At 70.3% G+C, this 15,461-nt stretch carries 12 protein-coding genes; 7 read left to right on the forward strand and 5 right to left on the reverse strand.

From position 1 onward, the window contains the following. Positions 1–91: 91 nt before the first annotated feature. From OG776_RS15360 to OG776_RS15375, 4 genes are all read left to right on the forward strand, one after another. Complete coding sequence (locus OG776_RS15360) at positions 92–1,456, forward strand: extracellular solute-binding protein (RefSeq protein WP_410093205.1); 1,365 nt, start codon at positions 92–94, stop codon at positions 1,454–1,456. Further along, positions 1,453–2,382, forward strand: a complete 930-nt coding sequence (locus OG776_RS15365) for a carbohydrate ABC transporter permease (RefSeq protein ID WP_148010528.1) — start codon at positions 1,453–1,455, stop codon at positions 2,380–2,382. The genes OG776_RS15360 and OG776_RS15365 overlap by 4 nt, the downstream gene beginning before the upstream one ends. A 1-nt stretch (position 2,383) precedes the next feature. Continuing rightward, positions 2,384–3,235 (forward strand): carbohydrate ABC transporter permease, encoded by an 852-nt coding sequence (locus tag OG776_RS15370; RefSeq protein ID WP_148010527.1) that lies wholly within the window; start codon positions 2,384–2,386, stop codon positions 3,233–3,235. A 127-nt stretch (positions 3,236–3,362) separates the two neighbouring features. After that, on the forward strand, positions 3,363–4,076 hold the full coding sequence (locus OG776_RS15375) for a helix-turn-helix domain-containing protein (protein WP_148010526.1): 714 nt from the start codon (positions 3,363–3,365) through the stop codon (positions 4,074–4,076). Between the two features lie 503 nt (positions 4,077–4,579). On the opposite strand, the gene OG776_RS15380 is transcribed toward OG776_RS15375, so the two are convergent. Further along, positions 4,580–5,605: an ATP-dependent 6-phosphofructokinase gene (locus OG776_RS15380; RefSeq protein ID WP_329321163.1), complete on the reverse strand. Its 1,026-nt coding sequence runs from the start codon at positions 5,603–5,605 to the stop codon at positions 4,580–4,582. 396 nt (positions 5,606–6,001) lie between these two features. Here OG776_RS15380 and pta point away from each other — a divergent pair, with 396 nt between their 5' ends. The 3 genes from pta (at position 6,002) to pyk (ending at position 10,921) form a co-directional block, all read left to right on the forward strand. After that, the gene (gene pta / locus OG776_RS15385) at positions 6,002–8,080 is read left to right on the forward strand and encodes a phosphate acetyltransferase (protein ID WP_148010524.1); all 2,079 of its coding nucleotides are present in this window, start codon (positions 6,002–6,004) and stop codon (positions 8,078–8,080) included. 119 nt (positions 8,081–8,199) lie between these two features. After that, positions 8,200–9,414: an acetate kinase gene (locus tag OG776_RS15390; protein WP_148010523.1), complete on the forward strand. Its 1,215-nt coding sequence runs from the start codon at positions 8,200–8,202 to the stop codon at positions 9,412–9,414. 73 nt (positions 9,415–9,487) lie between these two features. After that, positions 9,488–10,921 (forward strand): pyruvate kinase, encoded by a 1,434-nt coding sequence (gene pyk, locus OG776_RS15395; RefSeq protein WP_148010522.1) that lies wholly within the window; start codon positions 9,488–9,490, stop codon positions 10,919–10,921. Positions 10,922–11,035: 114 nt separating this feature from the next. On the opposite strand, the gene OG776_RS15400 is transcribed toward pyk, so the two are convergent. From OG776_RS15400 to OG776_RS15415, 4 genes are all read right to left on the reverse strand, one after another. Next, positions 11,036–12,376, reverse strand: coding sequence for a hypothetical protein (locus OG776_RS15400; protein WP_148010521.1), 1,341 nt, complete (start codon positions 12,374–12,376; stop codon positions 11,036–11,038). Next, complete coding sequence (locus tag OG776_RS15405; protein ID WP_148010520.1) at positions 12,366–12,989, reverse strand: DUF6114 domain-containing protein; 624 nt, start codon at positions 12,987–12,989, stop codon at positions 12,366–12,368. The genes OG776_RS15400 and OG776_RS15405 overlap by 11 nt, the downstream gene beginning before the upstream one ends. Positions 12,990–13,093: 104 nt before the next feature. Continuing rightward, the gene (locus OG776_RS15410; RefSeq protein WP_148010519.1) at positions 13,094–13,726 is read right to left on the reverse strand and encodes a DUF6230 family protein; all 633 of its coding nucleotides are present in this window, start codon (positions 13,724–13,726) and stop codon (positions 13,094–13,096) included. A 625-nt stretch (positions 13,727–14,351) separates the two neighbouring features. Next, on the reverse strand, positions 14,352–15,329 hold the full coding sequence (locus OG776_RS15415; RefSeq protein WP_148010518.1) for a tetratricopeptide repeat protein: 978 nt from the start codon (positions 15,327–15,329) through the stop codon (positions 14,352–14,354). Between the last annotated feature and the right edge of the window lie 132 nt (positions 15,330–15,461).

Consider the following 15,461-nt stretch of genomic DNA (forward strand, 5'->3'; position numbering starts at 1 on the left):
AGGTCATTGACCTGGACTAGTCCACGCTCTTAGGTTCACCGGGCAGACAACCCCGGCCACCGACGACGTCGGCCAGTAGGAGGTCGTGCCCGTGCGCCCTACCGCCACCCCACTTCTCCTCGCCACTCTGCTCACCGCGACCGCGCTCAGCGCCTGCGGTTCGGGCTCCGGAAGCAGTCCGGACACCGTGAGGATCTCCTTCAAGCAGTCCACGGACAACTCGATCCGCGTCATGGACACCTATCTGGGCCAGATGAAGAAGGAGTTCGAGAAGGCGAACCCCGGCAAGAAGGTGGAGCTCGTCCCGATCAAGGCGCCCGACTCCGAGTACTACACCAAGCTCCAGCAGATGCTGAGGTCGCCGAAGACGGCGCCCGACCTGGTCTACGAGGACACCTTCCTCATCAACTCCGACATCACCAGCGGGTACTTGAAGCCCCTGGACGCCTACCTCGACAAATGGCCGGACTGGGACCAGTTCATCGACACGGCGAAGTCCGCGGCCAAGGCGCAGGACGGGAAGACGTACGGCGTCCCGGACGGCACGGACACCCGCGGACTCTGGTTCGACAAGGGCGTCTTCCAGAAGGCGGGGCTGCCGGCCGACTGGCAGCCGAAGAGCTGGGACGAGGTGCTGAGCGCGGCCCGCACCATCAAGCGGAAGGTCCCGGGCGTCGTCCCGCTCAACGTCTACACGGGCAAACCCGCGGGCGAGGCGGCCACCATGCAGGGCTTCGAGATGCTGCTCTACGGCACGGGCGACGGGAAGACCGACCCGATGTACGACGCGGGATCGAAGAAGTGGATCACGGGCAGCCAGGCCTTCAAGGACGCGCTCACCTTCGTGGAGACGGTCTACAAGGAGAAGCTGGGCCCCGACGTCTCGGACGCCCTCGACCCGAACTACGGCACCACCGTCCGCGGTGAACTGCTGCCCAAGGGCAAGATCGGCATCAACCTGGACGGCAGCTGGCTCCCGCAGGACTGGCAGCAGGGCGCGGGACACGAGTGGCCCGAGTGGTCGCAGAAGCTCGGCCTCGCCTACATGCCGACCCAGCACGGCCAGGCGCCCGGCAAGGTGAGCATGTCGGGCGGCTGGACCTGGGCCATCCCGTCCAAGGCCGGCAACCCCGACCTCGCCTTCAAGTTCGTCGAGACGATGCAGACCAAGGCGAACGCGCAGAAGTGGTACATCGCCAACTCCGGTATCGCGGTGCGCAAGGACGTGGCGTCCGACCCGGCGTACGTACAGGCGCAGCCCGGCATCAAGTTCTTCACGGACCTGGTCGCGAGCACGCACTACCGCCCGGCGTACCCCGCGTACCCCAAGGTCTCGACCGCCGTCCAGGAGGCCATGGAGGGCGTGACCACCGGTGACAGCTCGGTGGACAAGGCGGCGAGCGGCTACGACGAGGAGCTGAAGACGGCCACCGACGGCCAGGTGGTGCGCAAGTGAGTGTGGGCACGAGGGCGGCACCCGCCACCCCGGTCGCCGCGACGGCGGTCTCGTCGCGGCGCCCGGGGCGCGCCCGGCTCCTGGCCCGTGGGCTGCCCGTCGTACCGGCCGTGGTCCTGCTGCTCCTCTTCCTCGCGGGGCCGATCGTCTACTGCGCGTACATCGCCTTCACCGACCTCCAGTTGACGGGGCAGGCGCACTCCTCGTTCGTCGGTTTCGACAACTTCCGGGCGGCGTTCAAGGACGAGGCGTTCCTGAACGCGGTGTGGCTGACGCTGGTGTTCACCGTGCTGTCGTCGCTCGTCGGCCAGAACACGCTCGGACTGACACTGGCCGCGCTGATGCAGCGCGCGTCCAAGCCGGTACGGACGCTGGTGGGCGGGATCGTGATCACGGCGTGGGTGCTGCCGGAGGTGGTGGCGGGGTTCCTGCTGTACGCGTTCTTCCGGCGGGAGGGCACCCTGAACGCGATCCTGGACTGGTTGCATCTCCCCACCCAGAACTGGCTGTTCACCCTGCCGATCCTCGCGGTGTCGTTCGCCAACGTGTGGCGGGGCACGGCCTTCTCGATGCTGGTCTACTCGGCTGCCCTGAACGAGATCCCGAAGGAGATCACGGAGGCGGCGGAGGTCGACGGTGCGGGCGGCTGGCGCCGGATGTGGCACATCACGCTCCCGATGATCCGCCGGTCGATCGGCACGAACCTGATGCTCAACACCCTCCAGACGCTCTCGGTGTTCGGGCTGATCTGGGTGATGACCCGGGGCGGCCCGGGCAACCGGAGCCAGACCCTTCCCCTGTTCATGTACGAGCAGGCGTTCCAGAAGAGCATGATCGGGTACGGGACGGCGGTCGCGTTGCTGCTGCTGGTGGTCGGGGCGCTGTTCTCCGTGGTCTACATGCGGCTCCTGCGGACGGAGGTCTGAGATGGCTCTGCTGACGGGGACCGGGCTCAGGTCCCGCCGGGCGGGGAGGCGGCTGGCGGCGGACGCGGGACTCCTCTTCGTGGCCGCGGCGTTCGTCCTGCCGCTGGCCTGGGTGGTGCTGTCGTCGCTGGACGCGCACGCGGACCTGCGGGTGCGGGTGCCGGACGGCCTCACCCTGGACAACTTCGACGCGGTGCTGAAGCCGGACATCACCTTCACGCCACTGCTGAACAGCCTGGTCCTGTGCGGCGGGGGCACCGCACTGACGGTGGTCTGCGCGGCTCTGGCGGCGTATCCGCTCTCACGGTTCCGGTCCCGCCTCAACCGCCCCTTCCTGCTGACCATCCTGTTCGCGACCTGCCTGCCCATCACGGCGATCATGGTTCCGGTCTACGCGCTGTTCGTGCGGGTGAACCTCATCGACACCGTGCAGGGCACCGTCTTCTTCTTCGCCGCCTCCCAACTCCCCTTCGCCATATGGCTGATGAAGAACTTCATGGACGGGGTGCCGAAGGAGCTCGAGGAGGCGGCGTGGACGGACGGCGCGTCGTCGCTGCAGTCCCTGGTCCGGATCGTGCTGCCGCTGATGGGTCCCGGGGTGGCGGTGGTGACGGTCTTCTCGTTCGTGATGATGTGGGGGAACTTCTTCGTCCCGTTCATGCTGCTGCTGACACCGGACCAGATGCCCGCGTCGGTCAGCATCAACGACTTCTTCGGGAACCGGGGGACGGTGGTCTACGGACAGCTCGCGGCGTTCTCGGTCATCTACTCGACGCCGGTGATCCTGCTGTACGTCCTGGTGGCGCGGCGACTGGGAGGAGGGTTCGCGCTGGGCGGGGCGGTGAAGGGCTGAGCGGACGCCCCGGGACCGGTGCCACGTCAAGCCCTCACGGTATATGCCGGGCGAAACCGTAGGTTCCTACAATGTGTGATTGTGGCTGGACGGAATGTAGTCAGCGCTGCCCCGGCCCGCCTAGTTTGTGCCCGTGCAGCGACCGCAGGCCCAACAGCCCACACCGCCCTTCGACGCCCAGGCCGCCCGCAGGCTGAGGACGGCACTCGGCATGAGGCCCGAGCACGTCGCCTACGGAATGCGGGCCTCGTACGGGATGCCGTACGTCACACCCGATCTCGTCGCCGCCTGGGAACGCGGGACCACCACCCCGAGCGGGCCGGAACTCACCGCGCTCGCCGGGGTGTTGTGGTGCTCACCGGGAGAGATCATCGGCGCGCCCCGGACCCTGCGCGAACACCGCGTCGCGCGCGGTCTCGCGCAGGAGGACATGGCCCGTGCCGTCGGGGTCGAGCTCCTCGCCTACCAGGGGATGGAGGAGAGCGGTGAGTGGCGCGGCAACGAACGGCAGTCCGCCGCCCTCGCCGACGTGCTCGAACTGTCCCTGCGGGACTTCGTCACCGTCACGGGGCGCGACGACAGGCTCGCCGAGCTGCTGCGGAGCGCGGTGACGACCCGCTGGCAGGCGTACTCCCGTCCGGTGGGGAAGACGGTCCCGCTCGACCGGCGCCTCCTGGAGGACGTCCTCCAGGAACTGTTCCAGGAGTACCAGGGGCAGATGACCGCCACCCTGAGCTGGGCGGCGGGCACGGCCGCGGCGGAGGCCGAGGACGTGGGCCAGGACTTCCTCGACCGGATCGTCGACCACTTCTGGTCGACGGTCCAGAGAGCCGCGTACTGAGCCCTCCGGGGGTGGACCCGGTGCGACGGCGATGCCGGGACGGACGGTCCTGCGCACGGCCCGGCCGCCCGGACCGTCGCGTCCACGGAGAGCCGGCTGCCGCGCACCGCGCACCGCGCACCGGTCGGGCTGTCGGCTCGACCGACGCGTCGACGGCTCCGCGGCGGGCTGCCGACGCGGCGGCTCCAGGCCCGCGCCCCCCGACCGGGCCATCTGCCCATCAGTGCATCGGCGCACCCGGTCGTCCGGCCGGGGAGCGGACCGGTCACTCGGGCCGACGGCCGAGGTGCGCCCGGCTCGTCCCCGCGGGCGGGCGCGACCCCCTGGGGTGCCGCCCCTCGGGTGCCGGTGCGGCCGGCGCACCGGAACGCGCCGGACCCGCGGACGCCGGGCCGGAAGCCGTGGGCCCGGGGTGCCGGGCGCGGACGGTGGGGAGTGTCCGGGCCCAGGGTGACGGGCGCGGACGGGGGTGTGTCCGGCACCCCGGCGCGGACGCGCCGCCTCTAGAAGACCGACTCCGCCTCGTCCATCCGGTCCTTCGGGACCGTCTTCAGCTCCGTCACGGCCTCCGCGAGCGGCACCATGAGCACGTCGGTGCCGCGCAGCGCCGTCATCCGGCCGAAGTCGCCCCGGTGGGCGGCCTCCACCGCGTGCCAGCCGAACCGCGTCGCGAGGACCCGGTCGTAGGCGGTCGGGGTGCCGCCGCGCTGCACATGGCCGAGGATGACCGGCTTGGACTCCTTGCCGAGGCGCCGCTCCAGCTCGTACGCCAGCGCCGTGCCGATGCCCTGGAACCGCTCGTGGCCGAACTGGTCGATCGCGCCGTGCCCGTAGTCCATGCTGCCCTCGACGGGGTGGGCACCCTCGGCGACGCAGATGACCGCGAACTTCTTGCCGCGGGCGAAGCGCTCCTCGACCATCGCGACGACGGCGGCCGGGTCGAAGGGGCGCTCGGGCAGGCAGATCCCGTGGGCCCCGGCGGCCATGCCGGACTCCAGGGCGATCCAGCCCGCGTGCCGGCCCATGACCTCGACGACCATCACCCGCTGGTGCGACTCGGCGGTCGTCTTCAGGCGGTCCATGGCCTCGGTGGCGACGCCCACCGCGGTGTCGAAACCGAAGGTGCGGTCCGTGGAGGAGATGTCGTTGTCGATCGTCTTCGGGACGCCGACCACCGGCAGACCCGCGTCCGACAGCATCCGCGCCGCCGTCAGCGTGCCCTCGCCGCCGATCGGGATCAGCACGTCGATACCGAACTCGCGCGCCATGTCCTGCGCGTTCTCGCAGGCCTCGCGGAGCCGGTCGCGCTGCAGCCGGGAGGAGCCGAGAATGGTGCCGCCGAGGGCGAGGATGCCGTTGACGTCGTTCAGGTCGAGGGAGCGGTAGCGGCCGTCGAGCAGCCCCGCGTACCCGTCCTCGAATCCGATGACCTCGTCGCCGAAGGTGGTGACCGCTCGGTGCACGACCGACCGGATCACTGCGTTCAGGCCCGGGCAGTCGCCGCCTGCGGTGAGAACTCCGATACGCATCGTGCTGTGTCTCCTGCTCGCTGCTGGTTCGTGTGAGCCGGTCCGATTGTTTCACGACCCCCGGACCGTCGCCGATTCCGCCCGGTGTCCCCCCTCGGCACCCCGCGTCCCATTCTCGCCCCGTTCCCGGTCAGCGCGGGTCGGACCTCAGTCAGGCTCGGTCAGGCTCGGTCAGGCCCCGGTCAGCGCCAGGTCAGGCTCGGTCAGGCCTCCGTCGGTCCTCGTCAGGAAGTCCGCCCTGACGGGCGCCTTATCCACCCGCGGGGGTATTGTCAAGAAGGCTCCGCCCACCCAGGTGGGCTTCTCACCGAGCCCGAAAACGGCACCCCGAGCCACGAGCCCCCGCCAGAACACCTCACGGCACCGAACACCCCACGCCATGGATGGAGAGCACGCGTGACCCGCAGTGTCTACGTGACCGGGATCGACCGCGGCGACGGACGCCAGGTGGTCGAGCTGGGCGTCATGGAGCTCCTGACCCGCCAGGTCGACCGGGTGGGCGTCTTCCGCCCCCTCGTCCACGACGGCCCCGACCGGCTCTTCGAACTGCTGCGGGCCCGCTACCGGCTCGCCCAGGACCCGGCGACCGTCTACGGCATGGACTACCACGAGGCGTCCGCGCTCCAGGCCGAGCAGGGCACGGACGAACTGGTCTCCACCCTCGTCGACCGCTTCCACCTGGTCGCGCGCGACTACGACGTCGTCCTGGTGCTGGGCACCGACTACGCCGACACCCAGTTCCCGGACGAGCTCGCACTGAACGCCCGGCTCGCCAACGAGTTCGGCGCCTCCGTGATCCCCGTCGTCGGCGGCCGCGGCCAGACCGCCGAGTCCGTGCGCGCCGAGACCCGCAACGCGTACCGCGCCTACGACGGCCTCGGCTGCGACGTGCTCGCCATGGTCGTGAACCGGGTGGCCCCGGCCGACCGCGCCGCGCTCGGCGAACGGCTCGACTCCCGCCTCCCCGTGCCGTGTTACGTCCTCCCGGACGAGCCCGCCCTCTCCGCACCGACCCTCGCCCAGATCACCCACACCCTCGGCGGCACGGTGCTCCTCGGCGACGACGCCGGGCTCTCCCGTGACGCGCTCGACTTCGTCTTCGGCGGCGCCATGCTGCCGAACTTCCTCAACGCCCTCACCCCGGGCTGTCTCGTGGTCACCCCCGGCGACCGTGCCGACCTGGTCGTCGGCGCGCTCGCCGCGCACAGCGCGGGCACTCCGCCGATAGCCGGGGTCCTGCTGACCCTGAACGAGCGGCCCAGCGACGAGGTCCTCACGCTCGCCGCCCGTCTCGCCCCCGGCACCCCGGTGATCTCGGTCGCCGGGACCTCCTTCCCCACCGCGGCCGAGCTCTTCTCCCTGGAGGGGAAGCTGAACGCCGCCACGCCCCGCAAGGCGGAGACGGCGCTCGGCCTCTTCGAGCGGTACGTGGACACCGCCGATCTGCTCAGGCGGGTCTCGGCCCCGAGCAGCGACCGCGTGACCCCGATGATGTTCGAGCACAAGCTCCTCGAACAGGCCCGCGCCGACCGGCGGCGGGTGGTCCTTCCCGAGGGGACGGAGACCCGCGTCCTGCACGCGGCCGAGGTGCTGCTGCGCCGGCGCGTGTGCGACCTGACCCTGCTCGGACCGGTCGACCAGATCCGCAAGAAGGCCGCCGACCTGGGCATCGACCTGACCGGCTGCCGGCTCGTCGACCCGGCCACCTCCGAGCTGCGCGGCCGCTTCGCCGAGCGGTACGCCGCCCTGCGCGCCCACCGGGGCGTCACGGTCGAGCTGGCCCACGACGTCGTCGCCGACGTCAACTACTTCGGGACGCTGATGGTGGAGGAGGGACTCGCCGACGGCATGGTGTCCGGCTCCGTGCACTCCACCGCCGCCACCATCCGGCCCGCCTTCGAGATCATCAAGACCCGGGCGGACACGAAGATCGTCTCGTCGGTCTTCTTCATGTGTCTCGCCGACAAGGTCCTCGTGTACGGCGACTGCGCGGTCAACCCCGACCCGGACGCCGAGCAGCTGTGCGACATCGCCATCCAGTCGGCGGCCACCGCCGAGCGGTTCGGTGTCGAACCCCGGATCGCGATGCTGTCCTACTCGACGGGCACCTCCGGTTCGGGCGCCGACGTCGACAAGGTGCGCGAGGCCACGGACCTGGTCCGGCTGCGGCGCGACGACCTGAAGATCGAGGGGCCGATCCAGTACGACGCCGCCGTCGAGCCCTCCGTCGCCGCGACCAAGCTGCCCGAGTCCGACGTCGCCGGACAGGCCTCCGTACTGATCTTCCCCGACCTCAACACCGGCAACAACACCTACAAGGCCGTGCAGCGCTCGGCCGGCGCGATCGCGGTCGGCCCGGTCCTGCAGGGCCTGCGCAAGCCCGTCAACGACCTCTCGCGCGGCGCGCTCGTGCAGGACATCGTCAACACGGTCGCCATCACGGCGATCCAGGCCCAGACCCCGGCCGGCGGATGACCGCCGCACCGGGCGGGCCGGGCCGGCCCGCCCGCGGCGGCCCGGCCCCCGGCCCCGGCGACGACCGCGGAGCCGGCACCCGACCCGCCAACGCCCCCGACCCAGAAGGCATCCCCGCAGTGACCGCCACCCGAGTCCTCGTCCTCAACTCCGGCTCCTCGTCGCTGAAGTACCAGCTCCTCGACATGCGGGACAGCAGCCGTCTCGCCACGGGCCTCGTCGAGCGCATCGGCGAGCGGACGTCCCGGCTGAAGCACACGGTCCTCACGGGCGGGACCCGGGAGACGACCGGCCCCGTGGCCGATCACGCCGCCGCGCTGAAGGCCGTCGCCGAGGAGCTCGGCCGGGACGGACTCGGCCTGGACTCCCCCGAGCTGGCCGCGATCGGCCACCGGGTGGTGCACGGCGGGAGCTCCTTCACCGAACCGGCGGTCGTCGACGACGCCGTGCTCGCGGAGATCGAGCGGCTGGTCCCGCTCGCCCCGCTGCACAACCCGGCCAACCTGACCGGTATCCGTACGGCACGGGCGCTGCGCCCCGACCTTCCCCAGGTCGCCGTCTTCGACACCGCCTTCCACACCACGATGCCGGAGTCGGCCGCGCGCTACGCGATCGACGTGCGGACCGCCGACGAGTACCGCATCCGGCGCTACGGCTTCCACGGCACCTCGCACGCCTACGTGTCCCGGCAGACCGCGAAGCTCCTCGGCAGGGCGCCCGAGGACGTGAACGTCATCGTGCTCCACCTGGGCAACGGGGCCTCCGCCTCCGCGGTGCGCGGCGGACGCTGCGTGGACACCTCCATGGGGCTCACTCCGCTGGAGGGGCTCGTGATGGGGACCCGGTCCGGCGACGTGGATCCCGCGGTCATCCTCCATTTGGCGCGCGTTGGGGGAATGTCCACGGACGAGATCGACACTTTGCTCAACAAGAGGAGCGGTCTGACCGGCCTGTGCGGCGACAACGACATGCGGGAGATCCGACGCCGTGTCGACGAGGGGGACGAGCGGGCGCGGCTCGCCTTCGACATCTACATCCACCGTCTGAAGAAGTACATCGGCGCCTACTACGCGGTACTGGGCCGGGTGGACGCGATCGCCTTCACCGCGGGGGTCGGCGAGAACGCCGCCGCGGTGCGGGAGGCCGCGGTCGCCGGTCTGGAGGGGCTCGGCCCGGCGGTCGACGCCGACCTGAACGCGGCTCGAGGGGACGAGGCCAGAATCATCTCGCCCGAGGGCGCACGGGTCGCGGTCGCCGTGGTGCCGACCGACGAGGAACTGGAGATCGCCACGCAGACCTACGCACTCGTGGGCGCGCCCCACGACCTCACCTGAGCGGCATCGCGCCCCTTTGTATCTTCCGCCAGACGGAATATTCCGTAGCGAAACAAACCGATAGGATCGCCCCATGCGCCGTTCGAAAATCGTCTGTACTCTCGGCCCCGCGGTCGACTCCCACGAGCAGCTCGTCGCGCTGATCGAAGCCGGCATGAACGTGGCCCGCTTCAACTTCAGCCACGGCTCGCACGCCGAGCACCAGGGCCGCTACGACCGCGTCCGGGCGGCCTCGGCCGAGACCGGCAGGGCGATCGGCGTCCTCGCCGACCTCCAGGGCCCGAAGATCCGCCTGGAGACCTTCGCCGAGGGACCCGTCGAGCTGGTGCGCGGTGACGAGTTCACCATCACCACCGAGGACGTGCCCGGCGACAGGCAGATCTGCGGCACGACCTACAAGGGCCTGCCCGGCGACGTCGCCAAGGGCGACCAGATCCTCATCAACGACGGCAACGTCGAGCTGAAGGTCGTCGAGGTCGAGGGCCCCCGGGTCAAGACGGTCGTCATCGAGGGCGGCGTCATCTCGGACCACAAGGGCATCAACCTGCCCGGCACCGCCGTGAACGTGCCGGCACTGTCCGAGAAGGACGTCGAGGACCTGCGCTTCGCCCTGCGGATGGGCTGCGACATGGTCGCCCTCTCGTTCGTGCGCGACGCCGACGACGTGAACGACGTCCACAAGGTGATGGACGAGGAGGGCCGCCGCGTCCCCGTCATCGCCAAGGTGGAGAAGCCGCAGGCGGTCGCCAACATGGAGGCGGTCGTCGCGGCGTTCGACGCCGTCATGGTGGCCCGTGGCGACCTGGCGGTCGAATACCCGCTGGAGAAGGTCCCGATGGTGCAGAAGCGCCTGGTGGAACTCTGCCGCCGCAACGCCAAGCCGGTGATCGTCGCGACCCAGATGATGGAGTCGATGATCACCAACTCCCGTCCGACCCGCGCCGAGGCGTCCGACGTGGCCAACGCGATCCTCGACGGCGCCGACGCGGTCATGCTGTCCGCCGAGTCGTCCGTGGGCGCGTACCCGATCGAGACGGTCAAGACGATGTCGAAGATCGTCGTGGCGGCGGAGGAGGAGCTGCTCTCCAAGGGCCTGCAGCCCCTGGTCCCCGGCAAGAAGCCGCGCACGCAGGGTGGTTCGGTCGCCCGTGCCGCCTGCGAGATCGCCGACTTCCTCGGCGGCAGGGGTCTGGTCGCCTTCACGAAGTCCGGTGACACCGCGCGCCGGCTCTCCCGCTACCGCGCGTCCCAGCCGATCCTGGCCTTCACCACCGACGAGGGCACCCGCAACCAGCTCACGCTCAGCTGGGGCGTCGAGTCCCACGTGGTGCCGTTCGTCAACAGCACCGACGAGATGGTGGACCTGGTCGACCACGAGCTGCAGAAGCTCAAGCGGTTCAACGAGGGCGACATCGTCGTGATGACCGCAGGCTCGCCCCCCGGCGTCCCCGGCACCACCAACATGGTCCGCGTGCACCACCTGGGCGAGAGCGGCCGCACCGCCTGACCCACGGCTTGCGTACACCACCGAGGGCGCCTCCTGTGACAGGGGGCGCCCTCGGTGTGTGCGGCTCCCGGAAGGGTTCGTGGGCGGGTCCGGGGACCCGCGCGCCGGGGCGGTTCAGCTGGTGTACTGGTGCAGCCCGGGGATGGTCAGCGTTCCGCCGAACTGCCCTGCCTGCACGACCTTCACCTTGGTGAAGTAGATCAGCGGGATGTTCAGCGGCGGCGGGTTGTCCGGGTCGAACGTGATCGGTATCAGGCCGAGCAGGTTCCCGGAGATGCTCTCCGTGTACATGACCGTCTTGCCGTCACGGATGGTGGACGTCGTCCCCTTGCCCGCCTGCACGTGGTACGTCTTGCCGGACTGCTTGTCGTCGACCGTCTGGTGCAGGTCGCCGATGTCCGTACCGTCGGAGATCACGTACTTGAGGACCCGCTTGACCGTGCCGTCGGCGGTCTTCACCTTGACCACGCCCTGGTAGTCGGCGCCCTTGAGCAGCAGGGAGCTGGCGCTCAGGTACCAGGGATCGTCGGGCAGCGTCACGGGGTTGTCGACACCGCCCTCCGCGTCCGTGGCGACCGGACAGTCCGAGGGGTCCGTGGTGGAACTCGCGGACGGGCTCGGGGACGAGGTGGCCGCGTCGGCGGCGTCCTCGACCGCCTTCGTGGTGTCGCCGGCCGCCTTGGTCGCCGTGTCCGTGATGTCCTTGGTGTCCTTCACGGCCTTCTTGACCGTGTCGGTGACCTTGCCCGCGGTGTCCTTGACGGTGCCGGACGCGCCCTTGTCCGTGCTCCCCCCGGCCGGAGCCGTCGAGGCGGACGCGGACGGGGTGGCGGACGGCGTGGGGGTGGAGCTCGCGGTGGAGCCGCCGCTGCCGCCGGTGAGGACGCCCTTGATCGCGTCGCCGACGGCGCCCAGGAGCCCACCGTCGTCCGCCGAGGCCGACGGGGCCGCGGCGGCCTTGTCGTCACCACCGGCGCTGTCACCGCCGCTCTGCGCCGACTTGCTCGCCGAGGGCGTCGGGTCGGACCCGGCCTTGTCGTCGGAACCTGAATCCGACGAAGAGGTCTTGTCCGGCGACGTGCTCGCCGAGGGGGCGGGTTCCGTCTTGCCGGGCGACGGGGTCGAGCTCGCCGAGGAGGAGGCGGAGGGCGTCGGCGTGGCCGAGGCGTCCTTGCCGTCCTTGCCGTCCGTGGAACCGCCGACGGCCTCGACGCACTTCTGGTATTCGTCCACCGTCAGGCTCTTGGACGACGCGTGGTCGTCCGCCTGTGCCAGGGTGGGGGTGAAGCCCATGCCCATGAGGACGGCGGTCGGCATGGCCGCGATGGCCACGGCTTTGCCCGCGGGAACATGGAATCTGGTGAACAGGGGCTTCCTGGGGGCCGCGTGGCGCGGTCCGGTTCTCACCCGGGACTCGTCCGCTTCCGTCCCTCGGGTCGCCTCGTCAGCCGGCACTGTGCCTCCCGTTCGCCCCGTAGGCGGAGCTCATTCCTGACAGGCCCCTCGGCTCGCCGCCCGTCTCGTCGGCTGCCGCGGGGCCCGCGCTGTCCGCGCCGTCCGGGGTGCCGGTGGTTTCCGGGGCCTGCGGCGCGTGCGGGGTGTTCGGGGTGTCGGAGGCGCCCGGGGCGCCGCCCTCGCTCTTGTACGTGGACCGGCGCTTCTCCTCGCCGGAGTCGCCCGGCGCCCAGGAGACCGCCATCGCTCCGCCGACCATCGCGAGCAGGAAGCCGATGAGGAAGCCGCCGAGGTTGGCCACCGGGATGGAAACCAGCGCCAGCAGGATCGCGGCGACACCGGCGAAGGTCCGTACGTGCCGCTGGAACCAGAGGCTGACGCCCAGCACGCCGAGCAGCACACCGATGATCAGGGAGCCGGCCCCGGCCGTGGTGGCCATGGCCAGCGTCAGATGGCCTATCTGGAGGTTCGCGTACGGGAAGTAGGCGATGGGGAAACCGCCGAGCAGGACGAACAGGCCGGCCCAGAACGGGCGTTCGCCCCTCCAGGACCGGAAGTTCCGCCGGAAGACTTGGAGATAGTGCTCGCTCTGCCCGGGTGACTCGGCGCTCATGGAAAACGGCTCCCTGGAACTGCTTGCTGTGAAAATTCACATACTGCGGAAAGGGGTGGGGCGGGCGGGGCAGCTGCCGGCTCCCCCGCCCGCCCCCCGAGTGCCTAGTAGCACTCCTTGGTACCCGTCGACAGCGACATCTTCAGGCCACTGAGCTTGAACGTGCCGGCGGTGGTCGCCCACGCCGTCTGCTTCACGTTGGTCAGCGTGGCCGAGTCGGCCTGCTGCGCGAATCCGTACGGGTTCGCCTGGTCGCCCTTGGCGATGCCCGGACCCTTGCTGGCGTCCTTGGCGGCGACGCCGATGTCGATACCGCGGAACGTGGCATCGGCCGAGAGGTCCTCGACGTCGATGTACAGGTTCTCGGCCTCGACCGGCTTGTCGCCGCCGCCCGCCTTCAGGATCAGGCTGACGGACCCGAGCAGCGGGATGTTCGGGGTGACCACGGACTGGCACATGTTGGTGATCGACGCGGACTTGAACGCCGAGACCGCGACGGGGTGAGCCGTCTTCTGGCCGTCGAGGGTGTAACCCGAGTCAATCGCCCCGTACTGCGCGAAGCCCGTACCGTCGAGCCGGTCCGCCGTCACCTTGAACGACTGGCCGGAGACGCTGAACGACGCGGCGAGAGCGCCCTGCGCGAGGGCCACACCTATCGCTGCCGTGGCGGCCACGCTGGGCACCATCACGACGGCGAACCGCTTCCATCTGGTCCCGCCACGCACCTGGGACTCCATATTTCCTCCTTCTCGGACGTACATCTCCTGGCCCTCACTGACACCCATGTCGGCGGCTCAGCCGGGCAGGGATGGGAGAAGTGCTACGTCCTCGGAAAGGAGAGCGCCCGTACTCACCGGGCGCCAACCGCGCCCGATCACACCGGCGATCACCCCCGAGCGACAACCACTGGTCGCGCCTGACACACATCACGCACAACCTGCTGGACAGGCTCCGCCGACCGGCGAAGACCCCCCTGCCCAAGAGGCGGCGCCACTGTCGCCGCCCCTACCCGGTGGGGACCCACAAAACCCCTTGACCCGACTGGTTGTCGGAGGAGGGGAATGGACCGAGCGTCGCCGATCGTGGTGCATTCTCGCCGCCCGCACAAGGGGGTTCGTTACTCGCTAGTAACGGCCGGATAACCGAACAACGACCCGTCGGCATCGATCGGCGACTCAGGGTGGCACTGAGGTGGATGACAAAAAGGTTGATCCACGGACGGAATCCGACAGATCAACGCCCCCGACTTACTCCAAGTAACAGCGGCCGCGTTTACCAAGTTTTGGTAAAACGCGGCCGCTTGTAGGCCTTACTGGCCAATCTTTCACCTGGGCATCACAAGGCCCGGCGTTTAGGAACAGGTCAGAACAGGGCCCTGGCCAGAGCCCGGCGCGCCGCGATCACGCGCGGGTCGTCGGCGCCCACGACCTCGAAGAGCTCAAGCAACCGCACCCGTACGGCGTCGCGGTCGTCGCCCGCCGTGCGCTGCACCGTGTCGATGAGCCGCCCGAACGCGTCCTCGACATGACCGCCCACGAGGTCCAGGTCGGCGGCGGCGATCTGCGCCTGTGCGTCCTTGGGCTTCTCCGCGGCGGTCTCGCGCACCTTCGCCGGGTCGGCGCCCTGCACGCGCTGCAGCAACTCGGCCTGGGCTAGGCCCAGCCGGGCCTCCGTGTTGCCCGGGTCGTCGCTCAGCACGTTCCGGTAGGCCCGCACGGCGCCGTCGAAGTCACCGGCGTCCAGGGCCTGCACGGCCGCTTCGAGGAGCGCGTCGTACGGTCCGGCCGGCTCCTCGTGCTCCACCGGGTCGGCGCCGGGCGCGGCGTCCTGGTCGACGACGAGACCGGTGAGGCCGAAGCGCTCCTCGGCCACCTGCACGAGCTGGTCCAGGGTCCCCCGGATCTGCGCCTCGGCGGCGGCTCCCTGGAAGAGCGGCAGTGCCTGTCCCGCGACCACGGCGAAGACGGCCGGGATCCCCTGGATCCCGAACTGCTGCATCAGCATCTGGTTGGCGTCGACGTCGATCTTGGCGAGGACGAACCGGCCGGCGTACTCGACGGCGAGCCGCTCCAGCACCGGGCTCAACTGCTTGCAGGGCTCGCACCACTCGGCCCAGAAGTCGATGACGACCGGAACCTCGGTGGACCGCTGCAGGACATCACGCTCGAATCCGGCCTCGTCGACATCGATGACGAGACTGGCGGGGGACACGGCCCCGCCTCCGCCGCCCTGCCTGGCCGCTTCGGCGCGCGCCTGCTCGGCCTTCACCTTGGCCTCCTGGGCCGCCTTCACCGCGGCGAGGTCGACGACTCCGCTCATGGACATGTTCCGTGGCTGCATGAGTACATCCTCCCCCTTCCTCGCGCACGTGTGAAAAACGCTGTGAAAGCCGGACTCACGGCGCCCCGCTCCGTGCCGTCCGGCGTCCTGCTCCCCGCCGCTCGCGCCGGGTCCCCACCCGGCGCCTGTGGT

This window comes from Streptomyces sp. NBC_01689, assembly GCF_036250675.1.
In the GTDB taxonomy this organism is placed as follows: Bacteria; Actinomycetota; Actinomycetes; order Streptomycetales; family Streptomycetaceae; genus Streptomyces.